Raw genomic sequence first — 22,166 nt, 5'->3', positions numbered from 1 at the left:
TTAAGAAATAGTATGAATTGGAACAAAAAACAGTCATACCATCCTAGTCTTTTCACCATTCTATTTAGCTCTTATCTGTCATTACCCATTGATCATACCCACTGTTTCGATTGGGATATCATTTGGGACTTCGTTTAATGATACAACTGTTAAATCAGGAAAATTATACGAAATCAGATTTTTCATCGCTGGTCTTACTTTTGGTGAAGCCAATAAAACATGCGGGATCCCTCTTGCCGAAAGCTGATTATGAATAGCTGTGATACTGTCAAAAATCTTCGTAACCGTTTCAGGCTGCAAAATCGGGATCGATCCAGCAGAAGATTTTTGGATACTACGCGTGATCAGCTCTTCCGTATCCGGCAGTATGGTCACGACTTGAAGAACATTTTGCTCATCTAGGTAAGGTTTAACGATCGTCCGTTTAAGCGATTGGCGCACATATTCGGTCAGCATTTCGATGTCTTTTGTTGTATTTCCGTAGTCCGCTAACGTTTCTAAAATAGTCACCAAATCATTGATTGGAATACTTTCCTTCAATAAGTTTTGTAAGACTTTTTGGACTTCTCCCAAACGAAGGATATCTGGGATCAGTTCATCGATTACCACACCATATTTATCTTTGATGCCTTCAAGTAATTGTTTGACTTCTTGTCTGCCTAACAATTCATAACTTGATTTATAAATCGTCTCTTTTAGGTGAGTAACTAAAACGGTTATCGGATCTACCACTGTGTATCCCCTCAAATCGGCCGCTTCTCTATCACTTTCGTTGACCCACATGGCATCTAGGCCAAAAGCTGGTTCTTTTGTTGGGATACCATCGAAGTCAAACTCTGTTTCGCCTGGGTCTACGATCATATATTTATCTAAGTATAATTCACCGCGAGCCACAACGTTTCCTTTGATTTTGAGCACATAATCATTGGCTTTGAGCTGCAGGTTATCTCTGATGCGTATCGGGCTCAATAAGATCCCCAGTTCATGAGCACTTTGTTTACGAATCGTTGTGATATGGCTCATTAAATTATTGTCTTGATTTTCATCGGTTATTGGGATCAAACCATAACCGATTTCGATGGAAATCGGATCCACTTGAAAAGAAGCAACTGATTCATCTGAGCTTTTTTCTTGTTTCGTCCGCTGAACAGCTTTGGAACGCATTTCTTTAGCTTTTTGATTCGAGTTCTTTGATTTTTCATTTTCCATCAATAAGTATCCGGTCGCTCCTGCCATCAATCCTAATACTAGAAAGGGAAACGTTGGAAAACCCGGCATAACTGAAAATGAAATCAAAATCACTGATAATATCAGCATAACTTTTGGTGAGTGGAATAATTCTTCCCCTATGGAACTACCAAAACCTTTTATACTTCCAGAGCGGGTAACTAAGATCCCAGATGCTACCGAGATCAATAATGAAGGAATTTGACTGACCAATCCGTCACCAATCGTTAACTTACCAAATGTTGACAAAGCTTCCATGATTTCCATATCATTTTGCAGCGAATAGATTGCTACTCCGCCGATCAAGTTGATGATCGTGATGATCAGACCAGCGATAGCATCTCCTTTTACGAACTTGCTTGCTCCATCCATTGCTCCGAAAAACTGGGTCTCTCTTTCAAGGTCAGAACGTCTTTTTTTAGCTTGTTCTTCGTTGATCAGCCCTGAATTCATGTCTGCATCGATAGCCATTTGTTTACCAGGCATCGCATCCAATGTAAACCTTGCTGAAACTTCAGAAACACGACTGGCTCCGTTGGTTACGACCATCATTTGAATGATTACGATGATGATAAAGATGACCGCTCCGACGATGAAATTACTTCCGGTTACGACGTTAGCAAATGTTTCAATAACCGCTCCTGCTTTTCCCTCAGTTAAGATCAACCGTGTAGAAGAGATGTTTAGCGCTAAACGAAACATGGTCGTGATCAGCAACATGGTCGGAAAAGTCGAGAATTCTAGCACATTTTTTGTGAACAACGTCAGCAGCAATATCGTGATCGACAACGCTATGTTGATGATCAGCATGAAATCGAGTAATCCAGCTGGTAATGGAATAATGATCATCCCGAGGATAGCCATTACTAAAAAGGCAACGATCACATCCAAAGAACCCGTTAATTTTTCAATTTTCCCCCAAAAAGCAGTAGACATATTTTGAACTCCTCATCTTAAAAAGCATTAAATCTTGTGTTTGTTGATTTCTTCCATTTGGTAAACCAATGCCAATATTTCAGCAATAGCTTGGTAAAGATCCATTGGCACTGGCTGGCCGATCTCGACCGTTTTGTACATGGCTCTAGCGATCGGTTTATTTTCAATGATTGGAACATTGAACTCTTTAGCCCGTTCCCTAATTTTGGCAGCTTGGTGATCTGCCCCTTTGGCCACAATGATTGGCACTTCATCTTTGCCTTTCTCATAGCGGATCGCAATTGCTAGATGGGTCGGATTCGTTATGATGGCTGTTGCCGTCTCCACATCATGCAAGGCTCCTTTTGTCAACTGACGGTAGCGTTGTCTCCTTTGAGACTTGATTTGCGGGTCACCTTCAGCTTCCTTGTATTCATCTTTTAACTCTTGTTTGGACATCTTCAAATTTTTACGATAGTCATAAACTTGATAAATATAATCGATCAGACCTAATATCAGCAGCACGACACCCAATTGTGTCCCCAGTTCCATTACAAGATCGGACATTAAGAAAAATAATTTTTCTGTCCCTACATTGCTGGCATTAAGGATCAAGTACACTGATGTTTCAAGTGTTTTATAGGCCATCCAAAAAACTAAAGTCAATTTAGCGACATTTTTAAACAGTGTGAATACCGTTTTTTTACTGAACATATTTTTAAATCCACTGATTGGATTTATTTTACTTAACTTGAATTTAATGGGATCAACCGAAAATAAAAAGCCTGTTTGTACAATACTGGCTATAAGTGCTGCCACAAATGCAATAGCTAAAAATGGACCGGCCAACACTAATACAAACATGATCGATTTCATTCCAATATCTGCTAGATTATTTTCTAAGCCGTTGACTGTAAAACCAGCTGATAAGTAATTCTGTAAATACAGTAAACTGTATTTTAATATGTAATTTCCTAAAAAAGTTGCAGCAAGGATAAAGACGATAAATGTCACAGCGGAAGTTAAATCTGGACTCTTAGGAATCTCACCTTTTTTTCGAGTGTCCCTCAGTTTTTTTGGACTGGCCTTTTCTGTTTTACTATCCTTTTCCGCCATTCATTCTCACCTCGCCTTTTTTACAACGACTGAACAAATTCGTTCATATATTTCACCATGAGCGGCAGCGTCGTATAAATTTTTTCTATCAATGTTGGCAGTAAAATCAACATCAGAGCAAAACTGGCCACGATTTTTAAGGGCATCCCCAAAATCAATACATTGATTTGAGGAACCGAACGCGAAATCAATCCTAAGATGACTTCTGTCAGTAAGGCCACGATTATCATTGGTGCTGCTATGTTAAATGCCAATTCGAAAATAATGCCAAGCAACTTCATCATTCCCTCGATGCCAAAGTCGCCTAAGTCGGCACTGGCTATTGGAACAGAGCGAAACGACTGCACCAAACTTTCGATCACGATATGGTGCAGGTTGGTTATATAAAACACACCCATCGATAACCAATAATAGATCTTCCCATAATAGGAAACATTTATCCCCATGCTCGGATCATAAACAGCTCCCATTGAGAACCCCACTTGAAAATCGACAAAGTTTCCTGCGATCTCAACTGCCGAAAAAAAGAGCTTTGTGATAAAGCCAATGGCTATCCCGAGCAAGACTTCTTTTAAAATCAAGATTGCAAAAAACAGTGTATCTGCCGCTTCGTTCATGACGGGTACAGTCGAATAGGCTGCGAGTGTGATCCCCATTGCTAAAGCGATTTTTGCTACACTGGGCAGTCCCTTGATAGAAAATCCTGGACTCACAACTATGAAGGAAGTTATCCGTATAAATATTAAAATGATCATTTGCAATTGTATCGTCATGACCGCCCTCTCACAGTTCCGCGATCATTTCGAAAATTTTCTGCGTAAACATAATCAGACTATTCAGCATAAAGTTCCCAAAAACGATCAACGAGACGATTACCGCTAAGATTTTAGGCACAAAACTCAACGTTTGTTCTTGAAGCTGCGTGGTTGCTTGGATAATACTAATGAACAGCCCAACTACTAGTGCAATGATCAACGTTGGACCTGCTACAGTTATCATCACCATAAAGGCTTCTCTTATAATGTCTAAAACTTTTACCATTGTCATTTTTTTACACCTCTACTGAAATCCTGTAACTAACGATTCGATCACTAAATACCATCCATCAACTAAAACAAACAATAACAATTTAAATGGCAATGAGATCATCACTGGAGATAACATAAACATCCCCATCGACATCAAGATACTGGCCACTACGATATCAATAACTAAAAATGGGATAAAAATCAAGAATCCAATACTGAAGGCTGTTCTCAATTCACTGATAATAAAAGCTGGAATGGCCACATTCAATGGCAGTTCAGTTGCGTCTGCTGGTTTTTCAGTTTCAGATATATCTAAAAATAATTGAATGTCTTCGTCTCTTGTTTGTTTGTACATGAATTCTTTGATTGGCAACGCCGCTGATTCAAATGCAGCTTGACCGGATATTTCTTCATTTATGTATGGCGTAATGGCTTCATTCATCACCTCAGTATAAACAGGCTGCATAATGAACAAGGATAGAAATAATGCGATCCCCATCAACACCAAATTAGGTGGATTTTGTTGCGTCCCTAATGAACTTCTGACAAATGACAGCACAACTATGATCCGTGTGAAACAAGTCGTCAGCACTAAAAATGTCGGTGCCAGACTCAAAGCAGTCGTCAACAGAAATAACTGAACAACTTGGGAGGTCTCACCGGTCTCATTTCCTAGCACATCTGATAACCCGCCCAGTCCATCTGTTATTCCAGCAGCCGAAACAACTTGCGGAAAGAGAACAAAACTAGTAAAAAAGAGGGAAAAGACTAAAATCAATTTATTTTTCTTTTGCAACTTTATTTCCTCTTTTCATAGAAAGATTGGTACTGGGTTCGCAATGATTTAAAAGTCTGGACCGCTTTTTTACTCGTTTGTTGCTTTTTTTGGTTCATTGGGCCAGCTGGTCTTTTTTCTTCGATACTACTTGTGATTTTTTCTTTTTCTACTGCTGTCAGTTCTCTTAAAATTTCATTGCGGGTATCCGTAAAACTCATCAAGTAATACGTATCTGCAATTTCTACAATACTAAGTGCCGAGCTTTTACTGATTGGAGTTCGCTCGATCACTTTGATCACTTGATTTTTTTTGATCATGAACGTATTTAAATACTTTAAACCATAATTTGCTGCCAATATGATCACAATTAGTGCTACGACACTTTTTAATACATAACTCAGCCCAAGTTCCAACTTTCTATTCCTCCTTCTCGCTTCTTATTATTGCGTCACAATATTCGTGATAAAGATAGCATCCACAAGTTCTTCATCCATTTTAGTATTTATGGCCTCGATCAATTCTTGTTTGATCAGTAATTTATTGTCTTCTTCTTTAAAAACGGTATCTTCTGTTTTTTTACGTAAAACAGCAATGACTGCATCTCTAATCTGTGCTACATTTGCAGTCAATTTTTCCTCGGCACCTTCCTTTGAACTATGTAAGGAAAGTTCAATTTTTAAAAAGTTTCTCTTAACCGAGGTACCAGAGTCTAAATTGATCAAAAATTCTTCTAAAGGAACAGTTGTTTCTACAATTTCCTCTTTAGATAAATCTGAAATGATTGCCTGTGCTTTACCAGAAGTGAAACCAAAACTGACGACTACTCCTATTGCTATTGCCAAGAAAATAATCATGATCCATAACCATTTTTTCTTTCCTTTAGCCCCTTTAACCTCTTTAGTCGCTTTAGTTTTTTCAGATCCCATCTGTGCCTACCCCCTCCTGCTGATCATAAACGATCACGATATTTACTCTTCTATTTTTTGCTCTATTTTCTTCTGAATCATTTGGAACAGATGGGTGATATTCCCCATACCCTTTTGCTGATAACCTTGTTGGAATAATGTTTCTTTCTTCGCTTAGATACCGCAAGACGGATAAAGCTCTACCTGTGGATAATTCCCAATTGCTGCTAAAATCAGCATTATACATCGGAACATTATCCGTATATCCCTCTATTACAACGTCATTTTCGAATTGTTGGATCAACTCACCTAAATTATTTAATGTATTCTTTCCAGAATCAGCTATAATAGCACTTCCGCTTCCAAATAAAATGGATTCTTGAATGTTTACATAAATGCCATCTTTATCATATTCAACGCTTGCTTGAGCGGTCATCTCATTTCCTTCTAAAAAAGCTACAACCTCGTTATACATTTCAATCAATTCCGGATCAATGATTTCTTCAATTGTTTCGGTTTCTATTTCAGTTTCGATATCCTCTACTGTACTGCCTTCGATCACAGAAGCTCCACCATTTAATGCTGATTGAATGGATTGAGAAGCTTCTTGAAATTTTTCCAAACTTACACTTGACATGGAATAGAGAAGAATAAAGAATGTCAGCAATAACGACATCAAATCTGAAAAAGTCGTTATCCATCCTCCTCCTCCCCCTCCAGAGCTACTGGTATCTTCTTTTTTCCTCCTTTTTCTAGCCATAATTTTGTTCCTCTTGTTGGAGCTTCGCTGCAGCTTTCATAGCTTCTTCTTTATTTTCAAAAGGCAGATACCCTTTCAATTTTTGTTCGATCACACGTGGATTTTCTCCAGCTTGCAAGGATAAAACCCCTTCAATGATCATTTCACAGCTTTTCATCTCTTCATTGGTTTGCATTTGCAAATTGCTTGCGATTGGAACGAAAACTAAATTAGCTAAAAAGCTTCCATAAAAAGTGGTTATCAAAGCCGTTGCCATCCCTACGCCAATCGTACTAGGGTCATTTAATTCCCCCAACATAATGACTAAACCAATCAGTGTACCGATCATCCCGAAAGCCGGTGCCATTTCGCCCCATTTTAAAAAGATATCCTGACCGATCCGGTGTCTTTTCTCAATATTTTCCGCAGTGATTTCCATGATGTCTCTGACGATTTCTGGTTCTAACCCATCAACGACCATTTGCAGTCCGGTCACCATCAATTCATTATCTTGTTCCTCTATGTCTGCTTCAATCGCTAAAATCCCTTGGCTTCTTGCTTTTCTAGATAATGCCGCAAACGTTTCAATTAATTTAGGATAATCAGGGTTTGGATCAAGCAATAAGTTTTTCAAAATAGACGGCAATTTCTTGATCGATTTTAATGGGAAACTGATCAAAATCGCACTAAATGAACCACCAAGCGTAATTACTAGAGAAGGCCCATCTAAAAAGCTGGCAATATTCCCACTAGAAGTAATCGACCAAATAATCAACCCGATGCCTAAAAATAAACCGACTATTGGTATAATGTTTTTTTTCATAATTCTCCTTCTGAAAAACCGTTAACTATTTTTCTTCTGTACTGAATAATTTTTTCCACTATTTCCTTTTCTGTCTCGGTAACGCGTAAGCTTTTACCATCCGTCAATGTGATAATAGTGTCGAAAGAACGGTCTATTCGATAAATTAAATCGCAATTCAAATAAAATTTTTTTCCTGAAACAGCTGTTAAAGCAATCATACCTAAACCCCATTTCACTCTCGGTTTCTTTAACAAGATAGAAGGTTTTCTAGGAAGTCCTAAAAAACCTTCTTACTCAGACGTTAATTATCTTTTTAGATTGATCAATTCTTCCAACATCGTATCAGAAGTTGTGATACTTCTTGAGTTGGCTTGGTAAGATCTGCTGGTAACGATCATTTCAGTAAATTCATTCGCTAAGTCAACGTTAGACATTTCTAAGAAACCAGAACGAATGCTGCCGTATCCTGCATCGGCTGGATTGCCGTTTACTGGATCACCTGAGTTAGCAGATTCGGTATACAAGTTCCCACCGCTCTTTTGTAGTCCGTCCGGGTTAGAAAATGAGGTTAAACCCATCCGCCCTAATACCAGTGATTGTCCACCACTATAAGATCCTACAATAAATCCATCGCTGTCTACGTTATAACTTTGTAATTCAGCCCCACCGATTGTTTGAGGAATCGTTATTGGTGTCATATTTGTTCCTAAACTAGCAGGATCAAATGTAGCATCATTTACAGCAGCCGGAGTTGCCATATATCCTTGGACTTGCAGCCCGCCGCTTGTTACTAAATTGCCATCAGGGTCTGTGTAAAATCCACCGTCTCTCGTATAGAAGGTGTTTGTTCCGTCTGTGACGTTGAAAAATGAGCTGTCGCCATTTTCGATCCCAAAATCTAACGCTCTTCCAGTCGATTGCAAAGATCCACCTGACATAACCGTATCGATCGAACCAACTTGAACACCTAAACCAACTTGTTGAGCATTGATACCCGTTTGTGCGGCTGCATTTGTTTGACTCAGCATATCTTCGAAACGTACTCTTCCTGTTTTGAAACCTGTAGTGCTTACATTGGCAATATTATTTGAGATAACGTCCATTTTCGTTTGAATATTTTTCATTCCGGTAACGCCTGAGTATAATGATTTTAACATTTTTTTTCCTCCATTCGATTGTCCCACTTCAGTCAGTCCGTGGGATGATAGCCTCTTTTAAGTCCAGCTATTTAAACGTTTATTTTTTTCACACTATCAATATTGGTGATAGTTTCCATTTCATTGGCATTCATTGCCGTAATAATGGTTCGATTATCGATACTGGCAATCAATGCCATATCTTTATAGATGATTAATGAGTTTTTCGATCCTTTTTGATTCAACTCTTCTACTGCGCCTTCAATGGTTGTTAAGTCAGAGTGATTTAACTGGATATCTCTTTCTTCCATACGTTTTTGTGCATGATTAGAAATTTTCATTTCGGTAGCAGTTGTTTGTTTCTGCAACGATTCTGTCAAAAAGGAACTAAATTTTCGATCGATTTTTTGATTGATTGGATTGGATTTATTTTCAATTATTTGATTTTGTGCAGCTTCAACGCGAAAAGACATTATGCCTGATCACCAACCTCTAAAATAGCATTTAATGCGTAATCTTTTCCACCTATTTGGATCGTCGCGTAGCCTTGGTCAAATTTAACCTTGTCAACGGTCCCGCTGATAAACCCTGATTCTGCACCTACTACTTTGACTTCTTTACCTAATAAACCTAAAGCTTGTTGCTGTTGCGTCATTACCACGTTCATATTCAGCATTTCTGAAACAGTTGTTAACTGATCCAGTGTATTGAATTGAGCTAGTTGTGCCAAATAATCGGTTTCTCCACCGCCACCGCTGCTGCCTTCTTCTCCTGGCATAGATGGCATTTTTATTGATGCTGCCATGATTTGTAAGAAGTCTTCTGTTGCAAGTTCATTATTTTTCTTTTCTGTCGACGAGCTGTTATTGATCGATCCCATCATAAAATCGGTTGGAAAATCCATTTTATTCTTCCTCTCACACTAAAATACTGAGTCTACTTGTATTTCTATCTGTTCTTCCCTCAGATTTCAATGGCTCTATTTCATTATCCAAAAAATTTGTTTGTTTTTGTCCAAAAGCTCGTTTCTGCTCTTTTCTCTGTCTTTCTTGAGAAGCTGAATCAGCTGTGGCATGCTCGTTTAATTGAATCGTTAATTCCCCTAAGCGAATGTTTTGACGGTCTAAATTATCTGTTAAACGGTGCATACCCGTTGTTAATAATTCTCTCGTTTCAACGTTATCCACAACGATTTTAGTCAAAAGCACATTGTCCGTCAATTCCACCGTGATTCTTACTTCACCCATTCTTTCAGGCGATAAAGTCACATGTGCAACGGATTGCTTGCCGCTTAAAACTGTTTCAGCCTCTTGTAATACCACTTCGCTGACCATTTGGATACCCGCTTGTTTGACAGCTTCTATTACACTTGGCTGTTTCACAGTTGGAGCTTCAAAAACAAGTTGCTGTTGGATTGGCTGATTTTGCTTATCAACTTCAGTGACTTGCGCGACCGCTTCAGAGCTTTCTAGATTTTTCATATTAGAAACCAGCTTTTCATTTAATCCAGTTTCCGTTAAAACGGTCGATTTGCTTTCGATCGTTTCTAAGTTTGGCTGATGCGGTACTCCATTGCTGGCTATCATTTCACTTATGGCGACAGTCTGAACGGTCGATTTGCTGGTTTTTTCTACCGGTTCACTTAGCGAAGTTGTTGAATCCATTCGTTCGGCCAAGCTTTGGTTAACCATCATGCGTCCGTTTTTCCATTCAGCCGTTAAAAAACGTCCAGTTGGTAAGATCGATCCAACCAGTTCATTTTCTTTTGGAACAACCCGAACTTGATCCGATCCAATCCAATCAGCATCCTTCACTAAAAAGGAAGTTTCATTTTTTATAAGAGATCCCACTTGGATTTTACTAGCTGATTCATTGACTACAGTTGGCTTTAAGAAAGGTTTTTTTTCTAGTTCAACTGTTTTTTCACTGACTGCCACTGTTTGCTCTATACTCTTTTGCAGGTCATTGACTACTTCAACTGAAGGTTCCCTTGGTAAATCTGTAGATTGAGACTGTTTATCTTCAGGCAACAAATCTTCGTTTTGGATAAAACGTTCTATTTTCCCTGTTCCAACAATCACTTGTGCTGAAAAAACGGGTTCGTTGCTGTCCAATAACTGGTTTACTTTGCTCTGTGATTGGTCACTCGTATCTTTAGCTGACTGGTGATCTAGTCTGACGTTAAATGAACCAGTATAAAGCAGCATTGGATCTAAGATGAGCATTTTTTCTGTTGGTTCTTCATCTGATTCTTCTGGTTCTGTTCTGTTGATCAGTTCTTTGATGTTCACTTTTTTGATTCCTTTTTGATTCGTCTCTTTAGCATCTGAACTCTCTTTATGTATCGTGCTGGGTTTTTCTTTGTCTAAGTACCCTGCAAGCTGAGCTTCAAACTCTTTAGGCGACATTTCTTGCTGCTGATTGGGCATTAGCTGGGCTCCACTAGTCGTGGGAGCTACAGGAGTTGGCTTCATGTCATTTTTCACCTCCTTTCAATGGCTGCTGAGTCCATTTATTGATACATATGTAAGTCAATAAAATGATTTTCCAAAACTTAAGGCAGCCATTTCATCTAATTGTTTCTGTTCTTCCTGTTTTGCTTGTTCCATTGTGAAAGTGTACTCTTTTTCTTTCAACTTCTCCATGACTTTTCGGTCTTTATGGGCTTCCATCAATTCAACACGCGCTACTTCTACTTCTTTTTCAGCTTTATGAACGATATTCTTTTGGTGAATGATTTTTTCATCGATCATATTTTTGTATAAATTTTGCCGTCTCAAAACATCGATGCGCATCGTTGTTAAGCTGTCATTCTTTATTTTTATATTTTCGCTTATCAATCGCTGCAAGAGAGTCTCTTGCTGTTGTTTGTTCTGTTGGACTTGTCCTAGCTGTTTTTTTTTCTCTTCTTCGGTATCCGATCTCCAGTCGAGAACTTTTTCCATTGAAAATGTATAGTTTGTCACTTCGTCCACCCCAAGTCATTTACTGATTGCCGAACTGCTGTACTTCAAAAAGTGTGCTCAATTGGTCGACCACATCATCAAATGCATACCGTTCATCCACCCGTTGTTTTAAAAAGTCTTTTATCGGTATGTTCAACTGGACAGCACGATCGACGGATGGATTGCTGCCTTTACGGTAAGCTCCTACATCGATCAAATCTTTTGAATCCGCATAAATCGCCATATTTTCTTTTAATTTTCCAGCTGTCGCAGAATGCTTTTCAACGACGATATCTTTCATCAAACGGCTGATGCTATTTTGAATATCGATTGCTGGATATCGGTTTTCTGAAGCAATCTTCCGTGACAACACGATATGCCCATCCAAGATCCCTCGTACGGAATCGGCGATAGGTTCATTCATGTCATCCCCTTCGACCAATACGGTATAAAAAGCGGTTATTGAACCGGTTTCAGACATTCCGCTGCGTTCTAACAATTTAGGCAATGTCGTGAAGACAGAAGGTGTATACCCTTTAGTTGTCGGCGGCTCGCCGGTCGCTAAACCGATTTCGCGTTGCGCCATAGCGACACGCGTTACAGAATCCATCATGAGAACGACTTTCTTGCCTTGATCTCTAAAATACTCAGCAATAGTCGTCGCTACTGAAGCCCCTTTTAAGCGGACAAGCGGCGGCATATCTGACGTAGCACAAACCACGACCGATTTCCGGTACCCTTCTTCGCCTAGATCTTTTTCGATAAATTCCAATACTTCTCTTCCACGTTCTCCGATCAAACCAATCACGATAACATCAGCTTCAATGTAGCGCGCCATCATTCCCAGCAAGGTACTTTTTCCGACCCCACTACCGGCAAAGATCCCGATTCGTTGTCCTTCTCCGACCGTCAACGTGCCATCGATTGCTTTTATCCCCGTCGGCATGACATCCTGGATTTTTTTTCGCTTGAAAGGGTTTGGCGAGCTTCGATTGACATTATAAAACGTACCATCTACTTTTAACGAAAGATCCATCGGTCGGCCCAAACCATCCAATGTATTGCCAAGCAACTTTTCACTGATCTCGACTTTCAATGTTTGGCCCGTTGGCTTGACTAAACACCCTGGTCCGATGCCTTCTAACTCATCTAAAGGCATCAGCAAGACCGTTTCATTCACGAATCCAACGACTTCACTCAACGCCACTCTGCCAGATGACTTGATCAAAATCTCGCATACTTCACCGACAAAGGCATCTAGGCCTTCTACTTTAATGATCAGACCGGTTACTTGGCTGACTTTTCCTAATTTCAAGTGGTAGCTCTTTCGATCCAACTGGTTGTGATACGTTTCAAAAGGAATATCAAACATTAGCGTCACTCCACATTCTTCATCTCAGTTATCATAGCGTCTAATTGCTTTCTCACTTGCAGATCAACAATCGCATGGGCATTTTCCACGATACAGCCGTTCTTATCCAACGTGTTATCGGAAAGGACTGCAAACCGAATATCTTGATTTTCTTTTTCAAACTCTTTTACTTTTTCTTTAACCAATTCTTTTTGTTCCGGCCTGACCATCAAGGTGATGAATTGATCTTCACGTTTCAAGCGGTGCAAGACCGGTTTGATCAGATCCATGACCTGTTCTGATGACACATCGATGCTTTTATGGACGATTGTTTCGGCCATATGTCCTGCCAACTCTAAAAATTCCGTTCGTTTAGACTGGTAATAGTTTTCCACTACTTCTTGTGCCTCATCCAACATGTTATGAATGGTTTCTCTCAGACGTTGGCTCTCTTCTTCAGCTTGTTTCATGCCAGCTGCGTAACCCGTTTCATACCCTCGAACTGTGCCTTCTTCATACCCTTTTTTTTCAGCCGTTTCTTTTAACTGGCTAGCTTCTTGCTGGGCTTCTGAGAGGATGGTTTGTTCCTTTTTTCGGGTCTCTTGTAATAAAACTTTAGCTTGGATAACTTCGATTGGTTCTTCCAAGGGTAGGCTATTTGTATAATCTTCTTCTTCTGGATACTTCTTTGCTGCCATATCGGTTTCAATGAACGAGCGGCTAGCATGTGTAAAGGCTTGTCCTTGCTTGATGATCCTATGAGATGATGGCATCTTGATCGCCTCTTCTCAAATAGATCTCGCCATTTTCATCTAAGTGACGAATCACCGTTACAATACGTTGTTGAGCTTCTTCAACAGCTGATAAGCGCGTAGGTCCCATGAATTGCAGATCCTCTTTAAGCGTCTCAACTGCACGAGTGGAGAGATTGTCATAAATAAAGCTCTTGATTTCATCCGATACCCCTTTAAGAGCCAATGCCAAGTCATCATTCTTAACGTCTCTAAGAACTTTTTGCACATCGCCTTTTTCAAGTGTAATGATGTCTTCAAATGTGAACAGACTAGCCTTGATTTCTTCTGCTAATTCAGGTTGTTTTTCTTCCAAGACACTGATGATGTTTTTCTCAGTACTTCTTCCAACAGAATTCAAGATCTCAACCAATGTTCGAACGCCGCCGACAGTTTCCAAATCATTTTCAATATAATTTGAAAATTTATTTTCGATTACTTTTTCGATTTTCTCAATAATAGCAGGAGAGGTACTCGTGATTGTTCCAATCCGCTCAGCGATTTCCGATTGCAAGTCGATTGGAAATTCAGACAAAATCGCAGCTGCTTTTTCTGGCTGCATGTAACATAAAATCAACGCGACTGTTTGAGGTTGTTCATTTAATAATAAATTCGTCAGCTGTTGCGGATCGGCTTTTCGAGCAATATTGAATGGACGTTCACGCAGTTGGATCTGGTTCAGCATATCGATTACTTCTTTGGCACGTTGCGGACCAATAGCCATGTTCAATAAATTTTTAGCGTAATCGATTCCTCCATCGATCACATACTCTCTTGCTTGAGACATCTCGATGAATTCATTGATGACCGTATCTCGTTCTTCTGGGTTCACATAATCGATATTAGCTATTTCATAACTCACTTTTTGAATGTAGCTGTCAGGCAGATTTTTCATGATCTTGGCTGACGTTTCTGAGCCTAATGATATCAGCAATATAGCCGCTTTTTTTAATCCGTCTACTTCTTTCATAGCTTCACCTACTCGTCTTTCATCCAAATTTTGATCAAATCAGCTGCACCTTCTGGACTGTCTTTCGCATACTCTCTTACTTGTGTTTCTTTCTCAGACATATTTTTATTTAACTCTCGCTTAAGGTCCGCTTTTTGTTTCGCCTTTTTTTGTTCTTCAGTGGGTTGAACGGGCCTCGCCGGTTTCACGATTGGTTCAGGTTCTTCTTCATCAAAGAAATCCAATTCCTCATCATCATCATTGTTGCGTTTACGCATCAAAAGGAACACGAAAATCAGGATACCTAGAAGAACTGCTCCTCCTGCCAAGTAAGGCCAGTAGCGCAATAGTGTATCTCTTATAGTGTTTTTTAATTTTTCTGGTGCTTCTATCATTTCAGCAGGGGGTACAAAATCGATCCCTTGGACCGAGATCACATCTGCTCGTTCTTCAACTGTCCCTAGCGTTGTCGCAACGATCGCCTCCAATGACTCTTGTTCAGCTGGACTTAAGTTGCCGTCAAAAATAACCGAAGCACTTAGTTTCTCTACTTCTCCGGGTGCCTTGATTGTATTTGTTGTTTCTGAGTTCAATTCATAATTCGTGGTCCGGTTATAGGTAGCGTTACCGCCTTCTTCGCCGCTTTGTACTTGGTTGATACTATTGTCGAACCCTTCGCCTTCTTCAACGTCGATGGTTCCGCCACCTGCAGCAACTGTTTCGCTGCGGACAGAAGCGTCGCCATAATTAATGATTTCACTTTCATTGGAATCAAAATTCATATCAGCATTAACAGCGACGGTCAATTTGTCGATTCCATAAATTGGCGCTAATGTTTGAAACAGCTTTTGTTCTAATTCTTGTTCATAGCTTTTGGTGATGGCTTGGTATTTGCTAACCAGATCAGTCGCATTTAAATTGCCTTCATTTTCCAATGCTGTACTCAGTAGATTACCAGCTGTATCGACAATTTTGATGTTTTCTTTTGGTAAGTTATCGACTGCTCCAGATATCAATGACGCGATCCCTTGAACAGCGGAAACCGGAATTTGAGATCCGCTTAAAGGAGTCAATACAACGGAAGCTGAAGCTTTTGATTGGTTTTCTTCATTTGTAAAAACACTATCTTCCGGTAGCGATAACATTACTTTGGCCAACTCAATAGAGTCAAGCGCCGAAATTGAACGTTCCAACTCGCCAGTCACCGCTCTTTGATACATGATTTTACGGTCTTCATCGGTCGCCATCATGCTGGTTTCATCAAAAATCTCAAAACCTGTGGTACTTTTGGGCAACAAATCATTTACAGCTAATTCAATTCTATATGTATCGACTTGGGTTTGATCGATTAAAATCGTTGTGCCATTATCTTCTAACTTATAATCGATTCCTTTTGTTTTAATATCGTTCACGATCGCACCCGCATCGGCTTCTTCCAAATCAGAGAAAAGCGTCGCATACTCTATTTTTTGTGTGTAGTAGGTCAAACCCAACACTAGACTAATGACAAGAAAGAGAACCCAACCTAGTCCGATCCGTTTGCTTTTGCCAAGATTAGTCCAACCCTCTTTGATATCTGTCCCGATTTTTTTCATTCCATCCATGATCAGCGTAACTCCTTCAAAAACTCATTAAAATTGCATATTTTTTATTTCGTTGTAGGCTTCTAGACCTTTGTTTCTTAATTGTAAAGCTAATTCTAATGACAATTGCGCCTCAGAAGTTTGGATCATGACATTATGTAAATTATCTGCGTCTCCAGTGATCAAGTCTTGTACACCTTGATTTGCTGCAACTTGTTGGTCATTCAATGAACCCATTGCATTTTCTAACATTCCTGAGAATGAAGCTAAGCTGTTTGGTGCTTCGTCCGTTTGCGGATTCATTCCACCAGTCAAGCCTGCTTGCGTTGGGCCATTTACTAAGTTATTAAAAAGTGCATCAACGTTCATCTAAATTCTCCTCTAAACTTATTTTATCACCCAATCGTAATCTGTAAGGCTTTAGACAGCATTTCTTTGCTAGCATTCATAGCTGTTACATTAGCATCATAGGTCCGCAAAGTTGTCATCATATCGATCATTTCATCGGCCATATTGACATTTGACTGTTGAACATAGCCCTCTTCATTAGCATCAGGATGGGTCGGATCATACTCCATAACGATATTTTCGGTATTTTCACCGATTTCAGTCGGTTTGACCCCAAAACTTTTTTCGGTACCTTGGCCAATCAGAGACGTTTCAACTTGTTTCAGGCTCTCTTCGAATAGGACTGTTTTTTTCAAGTACGGGCCTTCACCATCCTCCGTTCGTGTGGTGTTCACATTCGCGATATTGGTTGAGATCGTATCCAACTTCAATCGTTCTAAACTTAATCCGCTCGCATTTATCTGCATGGCATCAAATATCGACAACGTACTACCTTCTTTCTATTTTCAATGACTACTTAGTAATTACACTACGCAACATGGCGTATTTCGCGTTTAATTGAGTCACCAGTCCATTGTAATAAATACTGTTACTAGCTTCTTCTGCCATTTCGATATCGATATCGACATTATTGCCATTCTCTTTCACTGAAGTGTCGGTTCTTTTTGACACGACTGGTGTTACTTCATCTAAATTACCGAAACCCATATGTAAATCATTCGTTTTATTCATTGCTGTGCCATTTGAAACATTTTCTAAAATACTCTCAAATTCCACTTTATTTACTTTGTAACCATCTGTATTCACATTCGAAATATTACTTGAAATCATTTCTTGTCTCATTGATGCAGCATCTAATGCATTTTTCATCAAATTATAAGTAGGGTCACTCATTGATCTTTCCTCCCTTACCTTTTTTTCAGTTCATCTTTTTTAGGCTATAACTGCATTTATGTATAATTATCAATAAAATACATACGTTATTAATTATTATTCATTTATCTTTCGCTTTTCAGGATAACTTTTCAATCATACCAACACTTATAAAGTATATACAATTTTTTTTTATTCAGCAATAGGCTTTACCGAAAGATTACATTTATTAAAAAAAACAATCGTGTTCTCTATCATTATTAGTTTTCTCTAAGTATCTTTTCACTGGTTTGACGATCAAAGAAAAAGGCCTTTGTTCTACAATTCCAACACAAAAAACCTTACTTTTCCCAAGTAAGGTTAAGGGGGATTCTATCATTTATGGCCTGATTTCGATCAATTTTAAAATGTGTCTAAAAATCAACACTTGTCGTTTTAACGATTCATCCTATCTCAATCCAAGCATCTCGTAATTCTTCTACCAATTGACGATTGCGTTTTACAGCTTCTGCATCTTTCGATACATTTGCTTTGATCAATTCACTAGCGAGGTATTCATATATGCGGTATAGATTTTCAGCGATCTCTCCGCCTTTTTCAAAATCTAACGTATTCATTAATTCAGCAATGATATCTTGTGCTTTGATCAATGTTTGGCTTGTTTTTTCAATGTTCTTTTCAGCGATATGCAGCTCAGCTAATTTCAAATTTTTGATGCAGCCTTCGTACAAAAGGACGATCAATTTTTTTGGTGATGCATTTAAAATTTGATTTTCTTTGTAAATCGCTGATCCGTTTTTTTGGTACATTCTCTTTCCCTCCTGCTTCTTTCATTAAACGCCTCTATCGACAAATACCGAAGCGCGTTCTACAGATACATAATTGTCTCTGACTTTATTTTTTTGATTGATCTGCTTCATCTTATTCATTAACTTTAATTTTTCACCACGAATAGCAGCCATCATTTGTTGTTGACGAGGAATAATAACGGTTAACAACTGTTTTTCAGCTTGTGTATATTGAAACGCTGCATCCTCGCTCAACTTTTGCTCAATGACTTTTAAATGATCCAAATTCTCTTGATTCACAGCTATTATATCAACAGCCTCATCTGGACTTCCATTCCATGTTTCCATTAAAATCATAATATTTTCTAACACATTCGTTCGCAATTCCGCCCATTCCGTATCAGTTGTCATAATGAGCACCCCTTTCTTAATTGCTTAATTAACAAAACATATTTAGGTTTCACAAGAAATTTCTTCTGGAATGACGGGACTGCTTGTGGAGAGCCATGGGAGCACCTGAAGCCTAGAAGAAAGTCTTCCAGCTTTCAAGCCTCAAACAGGTCGTAATCGCTGAAGCGCCAACTTCCTGTAATTCGCATTGGATCCTTTACATGGCTACAAGCAACCCTATTTCATCAGAAATTTCAAGTAAGTGATCCACCTGTTCTAGCAATACAAAAATCAGGATTTATAATGTTTCAAAAAGAAATTTCTTCTAGAATAACGGGTTTGCTTGTGGAGAGCCATGGGAACACCTGAAGCCTAAAGAGAAAGTCTTCCGGCTTTCAAGCTTCAAACACACCGTAATCGCTGAAGCGTTAACGTTGTGTAATTCTCATTGAATCCTTTACATGGCTACAAGCAATTCCTATTCCACCAGAAATTTCAAGTAAGTGATTCACCTGATCCAATAACTCTAAGAATGATAGACCTTATTAAATTCTTAACCTGCTTAATCTGTCGTGCTAAATTGACTTTGCAAGTAAGCTAATTGCGATTCAGCTTCCATCATAGCCGTGTCTAAGCGAGTGAACATAGCCACATAATTTTCACGTTTCTTCACTAATCGCTCATTGAATTTTGTGATGCTCTTAGAAATGTCTTCTGATAATTTATCGTATGTTGCTGATTTAGTTGCAATAATGCCGCTTTTATCTGAAATATACGTATCAATTAATGAACGCATCTTTTGAGCCATGCCAACTTCTTTTTCAGTCGTTACTATTGTTGTAACACCATTCTCATCAGTACTTGGTGTATCAGTAGAGATCGTTTGGAACAACATTTTTTTCACAGCCGTTGGATCATCTGCTAAAGCCGTCTTTAATTTAGTTGAATCAAGAGTAGCTGCCCCATAACGGTCTACTGAGATCCCAATCGATCCTAGATTGTTGTATGCAGCATTGCCAGAATTCACACTCTGAGTCATTAACGAACGCAGACTAGATTGCAAACGCATTAAAGAACTGTCACCAGCTAATGCTCCAGTCGCATTTCCCTCAGCAGAAGGATCACCTACATCTAGTTGATCGCCAATAAACGTCAATGCTGAATTGTATTGATCCACAAAGGATTGAAATGCTTTGACTGTCGTGTCCGTATCTTCTTTTATTCCGACTACAACAGGTTTTGAAGCTTCCGTTAAACCTTTTAGCTCTATTGTTAAACCTTCGACAGCATCAGTAATAGTATTCGTATCGCGCGTTACTGTGATACCGTCTATTATTAGCATTGCAGGTTGTCCATTAGCACCTTCAAAAACTTTTCCTTCTGCTCCAAAACCCAATTCTTCCGTTAAATCACCACCAAACGACATTGTACGATCGCCCATATTACTATCTGTCATCACAATTCGATTATCAATAATTTTTGCTTGTATGCCTGTTTCTTTTGACACTTCATTGATTTTTCCAACAATATCTTTCAAAGTATCAGCTTCTATTATTTTAATTTCAAATCCTGAATTAGTTGGGCTACCATCTACTTCAGGACCAACTTTTTCGTTATTCAAAATAGTAAAGCTACCACTCAATCCTAAACTACCTTTAACAGTTTTTCCATCAGGTAAAGTGAAGTCCCCAGATATTATCTGGGTTGAAGTTGCTAATTGAGTTACTTCAATTTTGTAATTACTCACTGCTGCATTTGTAGTTGAAGTAATACTTAATTTGCTTTCATCGCTTGAAGTAATTGTTTTTGATTGAAATGTTTTATCTTCTCCAAGTGTGCCTAAATTAGTGTACAGACTGTCCAAACGTGTATTGATATCTTTCCAAGCATTCTTTTCTGCGGTGATTGACACCTGTTTTGATGTATATTGAATAACTTTACCAGATTCTGCTTCGATCATTGAATCAATCGTTGTTGAATCGATCCCTGAATAAGAACCTAAAAAACTAATACTACCAGCCATTGTTTCACTCCTTTCTATCAACTACGATTCCAGCCATATCCCAGATACCCGCAATAACGTCGAGCATTCTTTCTGGAGGAATCTCTTTTACTACTTCTGCTGTTTGTTTATCGACCAGCCTAACAACTGCCCTACCTGTACCCTTGTGAAATTTGAAATCAAACTGAATGTTTAATCCTAATAGATACTGATTAGCTTTTTCTATAGATTTCTCCAATTCTTCATGAGAAATCTCAGTAATCCCAGCAATATTTTCAGCCTCTGATTTACTTATATTTTCTATTGTCTCGTATTTTTGAACATTAGACTGCCGATTTGTGTTTGATTCAATCGGACGAATTTGAAGAGATTTCGTGACAGCTTGTATAATATCCATGTCTGACAACTCCATTTCTCAACATCGTATAGTTTACTATAAATAAAAAGCCGACACAATGCCGGCTTTTTATGGTACTTCAAAGATTCTATGCAATTATTATTGTAATAATTGTAGTACACCTTGAGGCATTTGATTAGCTTGTGCCAACATTGCTGTTGAAGCTTGAGAAAGGATGTTTGATTTAGTAAAGCTCATCATTTCTTCAGCCATGTCTACATCAGTAATACGAGAGTTTGCTTCTGATAAGTTTTCTTTAGTTGTTGCTAAGTTAGAAACAGTATGATCTAAACGGTTTTGAGTTGCACCTAAGTTCGCACGTTCTGTTGATACTTTACTAATAGCAGTATCAATTGTACCAATAACCGTATCAAATTCTCCTGCTGTAATACCCACCTTTGAAACGTCTAAAGGCACTGCAGTATCTCCAACTGCAGCTGAGTCAATTCCTAAACTTTTTGCGGTCATATTTTTTATATCTAATGTAATATCTTGTCCTTTATTTGCTCCAATCTGAAAAGTAAATTTAGTGTCAGCTGCTGTCGCTGCGCCAGTAGTAGTGTCTTTTGCTGTTAACAATGATTTACCATTAAATTCTGTTTGATTAGCAATACGATCTATTTCTGATGTTAATGAATTCATTTCTTTTTGGATAGCGCCTCTGTCATCATCTGTATTTGTATCATTTTTAGCTTGAACAGCTAAGTCACGCATACGGTTTAAAATGCTGTGTGTTTCTGTTAATCCACCCTCAGCTGTTTGGATCAATGAAATACCATCTTGAGCATTACGCGAAGCTTGAGTCATACCTGAAATTTGGTTTTTCATTTTTTCTGAGATTGCTAAACCTGCTGCGTCATCCCCAGCTTTGTTGATACGTAGACCTGATGATAATTTAGCTAATGAGCTACTTTTTGAAGCATTGGCTGATGTTAATTGAGAGTAAGTATTCATTGCTGCTGTATTTGTATTGATTCTCATAATTGTATTTCCTCCTAATGTTAATTTTTTTTTGTTTCTTCTTTGTCTATATCGGTTCATTTGTAAGTTTCTTAATAGTGAATAAAAAAAGTTGAAATAAAATTAATTATTTCAACTTT

Annotated in this window: 27 protein-coding genes; all 27 read right to left on the bottom strand. The window is 38.6% G+C overall.

All coding sequences use genetic code 11. From position 1 onward, the window contains the following. Positions 1-81: 81 nt before the first annotated feature. Complete coding sequence (gene flhA / locus J7E16_RS04545; RefSeq protein ID WP_214889211.1) at positions 82-2,163, bottom strand: flagellar biosynthesis protein FlhA; 2,082 nt, start codon at positions 2,161-2,163, stop codon at positions 82-84. 27 nt (positions 2,164-2,190) lie between these two features. Beyond that, positions 2,191-3,258: a flagellar biosynthesis protein FlhB gene (gene flhB, locus J7E16_RS04540; RefSeq protein WP_214889207.1), complete on the bottom strand. Its 1,068-nt coding sequence runs from the start codon at positions 3,256-3,258 to the stop codon at positions 2,191-2,193. A gap of 20 nt (positions 3,259-3,278) precedes the next feature. Then, positions 3,279-4,031 (bottom strand): flagellar biosynthetic protein FliR, encoded by a 753-nt coding sequence (gene fliR, locus J7E16_RS04535; protein WP_214889204.1) that lies wholly within the window; start codon positions 4,029-4,031, stop codon positions 3,279-3,281. A 10-nt stretch (positions 4,032-4,041) separates the two neighbouring features. Further along, complete coding sequence (gene fliQ, locus J7E16_RS04530) at positions 4,042-4,305, bottom strand: flagellar biosynthesis protein FliQ (protein WP_214889201.1); 264 nt, start codon at positions 4,303-4,305, stop codon at positions 4,042-4,044. Positions 4,306-4,317: 12 nt separating this feature from the next. Then, a complete protein-coding gene (gene fliP / locus J7E16_RS04525; protein WP_214889198.1) occupies positions 4,318-5,082 on the bottom strand; it encodes a flagellar type III secretion system pore protein FliP in 765 nt (254 codons plus the stop codon). A 2-nt stretch (positions 5,083-5,084) separates the two neighbouring features. Further along, positions 5,085-5,477, bottom strand: coding sequence for a flagellar biosynthetic protein FliO (locus tag J7E16_RS04520; RefSeq protein ID WP_214889196.1), 393 nt, complete (start codon positions 5,475-5,477; stop codon positions 5,085-5,087). 27 nt (positions 5,478-5,504) lie between these two features. Further along, positions 5,505-5,990, bottom strand: coding sequence for a flagellar basal body-associated FliL family protein (locus tag J7E16_RS04515; protein ID WP_214889194.1), 486 nt, complete (start codon positions 5,988-5,990; stop codon positions 5,505-5,507). Beyond that, entirely contained in the window at positions 5,980-6,729 is a 750-nt protein-coding gene (locus J7E16_RS04510) for a flagellar motor protein MotB (protein ID WP_214889192.1), read from the bottom strand. Before J7E16_RS04510 ends, J7E16_RS04515 begins: the two co-directional genes overlap by 11 nt. Further along, positions 6,722-7,531 carry a motility protein A gene (locus J7E16_RS04505; protein WP_214889190.1) on the bottom strand — a complete coding sequence of 270 codons (810 nt, stop codon included), beginning with the start codon at positions 7,529-7,531 and terminating at the stop codon, positions 6,722-6,724. Before J7E16_RS04505 ends, J7E16_RS04510 begins: the two co-directional genes overlap by 8 nt. Further along, on the bottom strand, positions 7,528-7,731 hold the full coding sequence (locus tag J7E16_RS04500) for a flagellar FlbD family protein (RefSeq protein WP_214889188.1): 204 nt from the start codon (positions 7,729-7,731) through the stop codon (positions 7,528-7,530). Before J7E16_RS04500 ends, J7E16_RS04505 begins: the two co-directional genes overlap by 4 nt. A gap of 87 nt (positions 7,732-7,818) precedes the next feature. Beyond that, positions 7,819-8,670 carry a flagellar hook-basal body complex protein gene (locus J7E16_RS04495; RefSeq protein ID WP_214889185.1) on the bottom strand — a complete coding sequence of 284 codons (852 nt, stop codon included), beginning with the start codon at positions 8,668-8,670 and terminating at the stop codon, positions 7,819-7,821. Between the two features lie 71 nt (positions 8,671-8,741). Further along, positions 8,742-9,122 carry a TIGR02530 family flagellar biosynthesis protein gene (locus J7E16_RS04490; protein WP_214889182.1) on the bottom strand — a complete coding sequence of 127 codons (381 nt, stop codon included), beginning with the start codon at positions 9,120-9,122 and terminating at the stop codon, positions 8,742-8,744. Further along, positions 9,122-9,553 carry a flagellar hook assembly protein gene (locus J7E16_RS04485; RefSeq protein ID WP_214889180.1) on the bottom strand — a complete coding sequence of 144 codons (432 nt, stop codon included), beginning with the start codon at positions 9,551-9,553 and terminating at the stop codon, positions 9,122-9,124. Before J7E16_RS04485 ends, J7E16_RS04490 begins: the two co-directional genes overlap by 1 nt. Before the next feature lie 13 nt (positions 9,554-9,566). Continuing rightward, on the bottom strand, positions 9,567-11,123 hold the full coding sequence (locus J7E16_RS04480; RefSeq protein WP_214889177.1) for a flagellar hook-length control protein FliK: 1,557 nt from the start codon (positions 11,121-11,123) through the stop codon (positions 9,567-9,569). A 57-nt stretch (positions 11,124-11,180) separates the two neighbouring features. After that, the gene (gene fliJ / locus J7E16_RS04475; protein WP_353049859.1) at positions 11,181-11,615 is read right to left on the bottom strand and encodes a flagellar export protein FliJ; all 435 of its coding nucleotides are present in this window, start codon (positions 11,613-11,615) and stop codon (positions 11,181-11,183) included. A gap of 19 nt (positions 11,616-11,634) precedes the next feature. Then, on the bottom strand, positions 11,635-12,966 hold the full coding sequence (gene fliI, locus J7E16_RS04470; protein WP_214889174.1) for a flagellar protein export ATPase FliI: 1,332 nt from the start codon (positions 12,964-12,966) through the stop codon (positions 11,635-11,637). 5 nt (positions 12,967-12,971) lie between these two features. Beyond that, positions 12,972-13,718 carry a FliH/SctL family protein gene (locus J7E16_RS04465; protein ID WP_214889171.1) on the bottom strand — a complete coding sequence of 249 codons (747 nt, stop codon included), beginning with the start codon at positions 13,716-13,718 and terminating at the stop codon, positions 12,972-12,974. Next, on the bottom strand, positions 13,702-14,706 hold the full coding sequence (gene fliG / locus J7E16_RS04460) for a flagellar motor switch protein FliG (protein ID WP_214889168.1): 1,005 nt from the start codon (positions 14,704-14,706) through the stop codon (positions 13,702-13,704). Before fliG ends, J7E16_RS04465 begins: the two co-directional genes overlap by 17 nt. Before the next feature lie 8 nt (positions 14,707-14,714). Next, entirely contained in the window at positions 14,715-16,289 is a 1,575-nt protein-coding gene (fliF, locus tag J7E16_RS04455) for a flagellar basal-body MS-ring/collar protein FliF (protein ID WP_214889165.1), read from the bottom strand. A 27-nt stretch (positions 16,290-16,316) separates the two neighbouring features. Then, positions 16,317-16,637: a flagellar hook-basal body complex protein FliE gene (gene fliE / locus J7E16_RS04450; protein ID WP_214889162.1), complete on the bottom strand. Its 321-nt coding sequence runs from the start codon at positions 16,635-16,637 to the stop codon at positions 16,317-16,319. 26 nt (positions 16,638-16,663) lie between these two features. Next, complete coding sequence (gene flgC, locus J7E16_RS04445) at positions 16,664-17,101, bottom strand: flagellar basal body rod protein FlgC (RefSeq protein ID WP_214889159.1); 438 nt, start codon at positions 17,099-17,101, stop codon at positions 16,664-16,666. A 28-nt stretch (positions 17,102-17,129) separates the two neighbouring features. Then, positions 17,130-17,510: a flagellar basal body rod protein FlgB gene (gene flgB / locus J7E16_RS04440; protein ID WP_214889156.1), complete on the bottom strand. Its 381-nt coding sequence runs from the start codon at positions 17,508-17,510 to the stop codon at positions 17,130-17,132. Positions 17,511-17,932: 422 nt separating this feature from the next. Further along, complete coding sequence (gene fliS, locus J7E16_RS04435; protein WP_214889153.1) at positions 17,933-18,298, bottom strand: flagellar export chaperone FliS; 366 nt, start codon at positions 18,296-18,298, stop codon at positions 17,933-17,935. Between the two features lie 24 nt (positions 18,299-18,322). Then, the gene (locus J7E16_RS04430) at positions 18,323-18,688 is read right to left on the bottom strand and encodes a flagellar cap protein (protein WP_214889150.1); all 366 of its coding nucleotides are present in this window, start codon (positions 18,686-18,688) and stop codon (positions 18,323-18,325) included. 541 nt (positions 18,689-19,229) lie between these two features. Further along, a complete protein-coding gene (fliD, locus tag J7E16_RS04425; RefSeq protein ID WP_214889147.1) occupies positions 19,230-20,690 on the bottom strand; it encodes a flagellar filament capping protein FliD in 1,461 nt (486 codons plus the stop codon). A gap of 4 nt (positions 20,691-20,694) precedes the next feature. Beyond that, positions 20,695-21,066, bottom strand: a complete 372-nt coding sequence (locus tag J7E16_RS04420) for a flagellar protein FlaG (protein WP_251006063.1) — start codon at positions 21,064-21,066, stop codon at positions 20,695-20,697. Between the two features lie 99 nt (positions 21,067-21,165). Then, complete coding sequence (locus tag J7E16_RS04415) at positions 21,166-22,047, bottom strand: flagellin N-terminal helical domain-containing protein (protein WP_214889142.1); 882 nt, start codon at positions 22,045-22,047, stop codon at positions 21,166-21,168. Positions 22,048-22,166: the final 119 nt, after the last annotated feature.

Origin of the sequence: Carnobacterium sp. ISL-102, assembly GCF_018612935.1 — a bacterium.
In the GTDB taxonomy this organism is placed as follows: Bacteria; Bacillota; Bacilli; order Lactobacillales; family Carnobacteriaceae; genus Carnobacterium_B; species Carnobacterium_B alterfunditum.
The sequence above is the reverse complement of the archived record's forward strand: the minus strand, read 5'-3'. Positions and strand labels throughout refer to the sequence as shown.

What these genes read in the sequence shown, in the direction of transcription:
- flhA (WP_214889211.1), bottom strand. Translation starts at nt 2,163, where the DNA reads ATGTCTACTGCTTTTTGGGGGAAAATTGAAAAATTAACGGGTTCTTTG.
- flhB (WP_214889207.1), bottom strand. Translation starts at nt 3,258, where the DNA reads ATGGCGGAAAAGGATAGTAAAACAGAAAAGGCCAGTCCAAAAAAACTG.
- fliR (WP_214889204.1), bottom strand. Translation starts at nt 4,031, where the DNA reads ATGACGATACAATTGCAAATGATCATTTTAATATTTATACGGATAACT.
- fliQ (WP_214889201.1), bottom strand. Translation starts at nt 4,305, where the DNA reads ATGACAATGGTAAAAGTTTTAGACATTATAAGAGAAGCCTTTATGGTG.
- J7E16_RS04515 (WP_214889194.1), bottom strand. Translation starts at nt 5,990, where the DNA reads ATGGGATCTGAAAAAACTAAAGCGACTAAAGAGGTTAAAGGGGCTAAA.
- J7E16_RS04510 (WP_214889192.1), bottom strand. Translation starts at nt 6,729, where the DNA reads ATGGCTAGAAAAAGGAGGAAAAAAGAAGATACCAGTAGCTCTGGAGGG.
- J7E16_RS04505 (WP_214889190.1), bottom strand. Translation starts at nt 7,531, where the DNA reads ATGAAAAAAAACATTATACCAATAGTCGGTTTATTTTTAGGCATCGGG.
- J7E16_RS04500 (WP_214889188.1), bottom strand. Translation starts at nt 7,731, where the DNA reads ATGATTGCTTTAACAGCTGTTTCAGGAAAAAAATTTTATTTGAATTGC.
- J7E16_RS04495 (WP_214889185.1), bottom strand. Translation starts at nt 8,670, where the DNA reads ATGTTAAAATCATTATACTCAGGCGTTACCGGAATGAAAAATATTCAA.
- J7E16_RS04490 (WP_214889182.1), bottom strand. Translation starts at nt 9,122, where the DNA reads ATGTCTTTTCGCGTTGAAGCTGCACAAAATCAAATAATTGAAAATAAA.
- J7E16_RS04485 (WP_214889180.1), bottom strand. Translation starts at nt 9,553, where the DNA reads ATGGATTTTCCAACCGATTTTATGATGGGATCGATCAATAACAGCTCG.
- J7E16_RS04480 (WP_214889177.1), bottom strand. Translation starts at nt 11,123, where the DNA reads ATGAAGCCAACTCCTGTAGCTCCCACGACTAGTGGAGCCCAGCTAATG.
- fliI (WP_214889174.1), bottom strand. Translation starts at nt 12,966, where the DNA reads ATGTTTGATATTCCTTTTGAAACGTATCACAACCAGTTGGATCGAAAG.
- J7E16_RS04465 (WP_214889171.1), bottom strand. Translation starts at nt 13,718, where the DNA reads ATGCCATCATCTCATAGGATCATCAAGCAAGGACAAGCCTTTACACAT.
- fliG (WP_214889168.1), bottom strand. Translation starts at nt 14,706, where the DNA reads ATGAAAGAAGTAGACGGATTAAAAAAAGCGGCTATATTGCTGATATCA.
- fliF (WP_214889165.1), bottom strand. Translation starts at nt 16,289, where the DNA reads ATGGATGGAATGAAAAAAATCGGGACAGATATCAAAGAGGGTTGGACT.
- fliE (WP_214889162.1), bottom strand. Translation starts at nt 16,637, where the DNA reads ATGAACGTTGATGCACTTTTTAATAACTTAGTAAATGGCCCAACGCAA.
- flgB (WP_214889156.1), bottom strand. Translation starts at nt 17,510, where the DNA reads ATGAGTGACCCTACTTATAATTTGATGAAAAATGCATTAGATGCTGCA.
- fliS (WP_214889153.1), bottom strand. Translation starts at nt 18,298, where the DNA reads ATGTACCAAAAAAACGGATCAGCGATTTACAAAGAAAATCAAATTTTA.
- J7E16_RS04430 (WP_214889150.1), bottom strand. Translation starts at nt 18,688, where the DNA reads ATGACAACTGATACGGAATGGGCGGAATTGCGAACGAATGTGTTAGAA.
- fliD (WP_214889147.1), bottom strand. Translation starts at nt 20,690, where the DNA reads ATGGCTGGTAGTATTAGTTTTTTAGGTTCTTATTCAGGGATCGATTCA.
- J7E16_RS04420 (WP_251006063.1), bottom strand. Translation starts at nt 21,066, where the DNA reads ATGGATATTATACAAGCTGTCACGAAATCTCTTCAAATTCGTCCGATT.
- J7E16_RS04415 (WP_214889142.1), bottom strand. Translation starts at nt 22,047, where the DNA reads ATGAGAATCAATACAAATACAGCAGCAATGAATACTTACTCTCAATTA.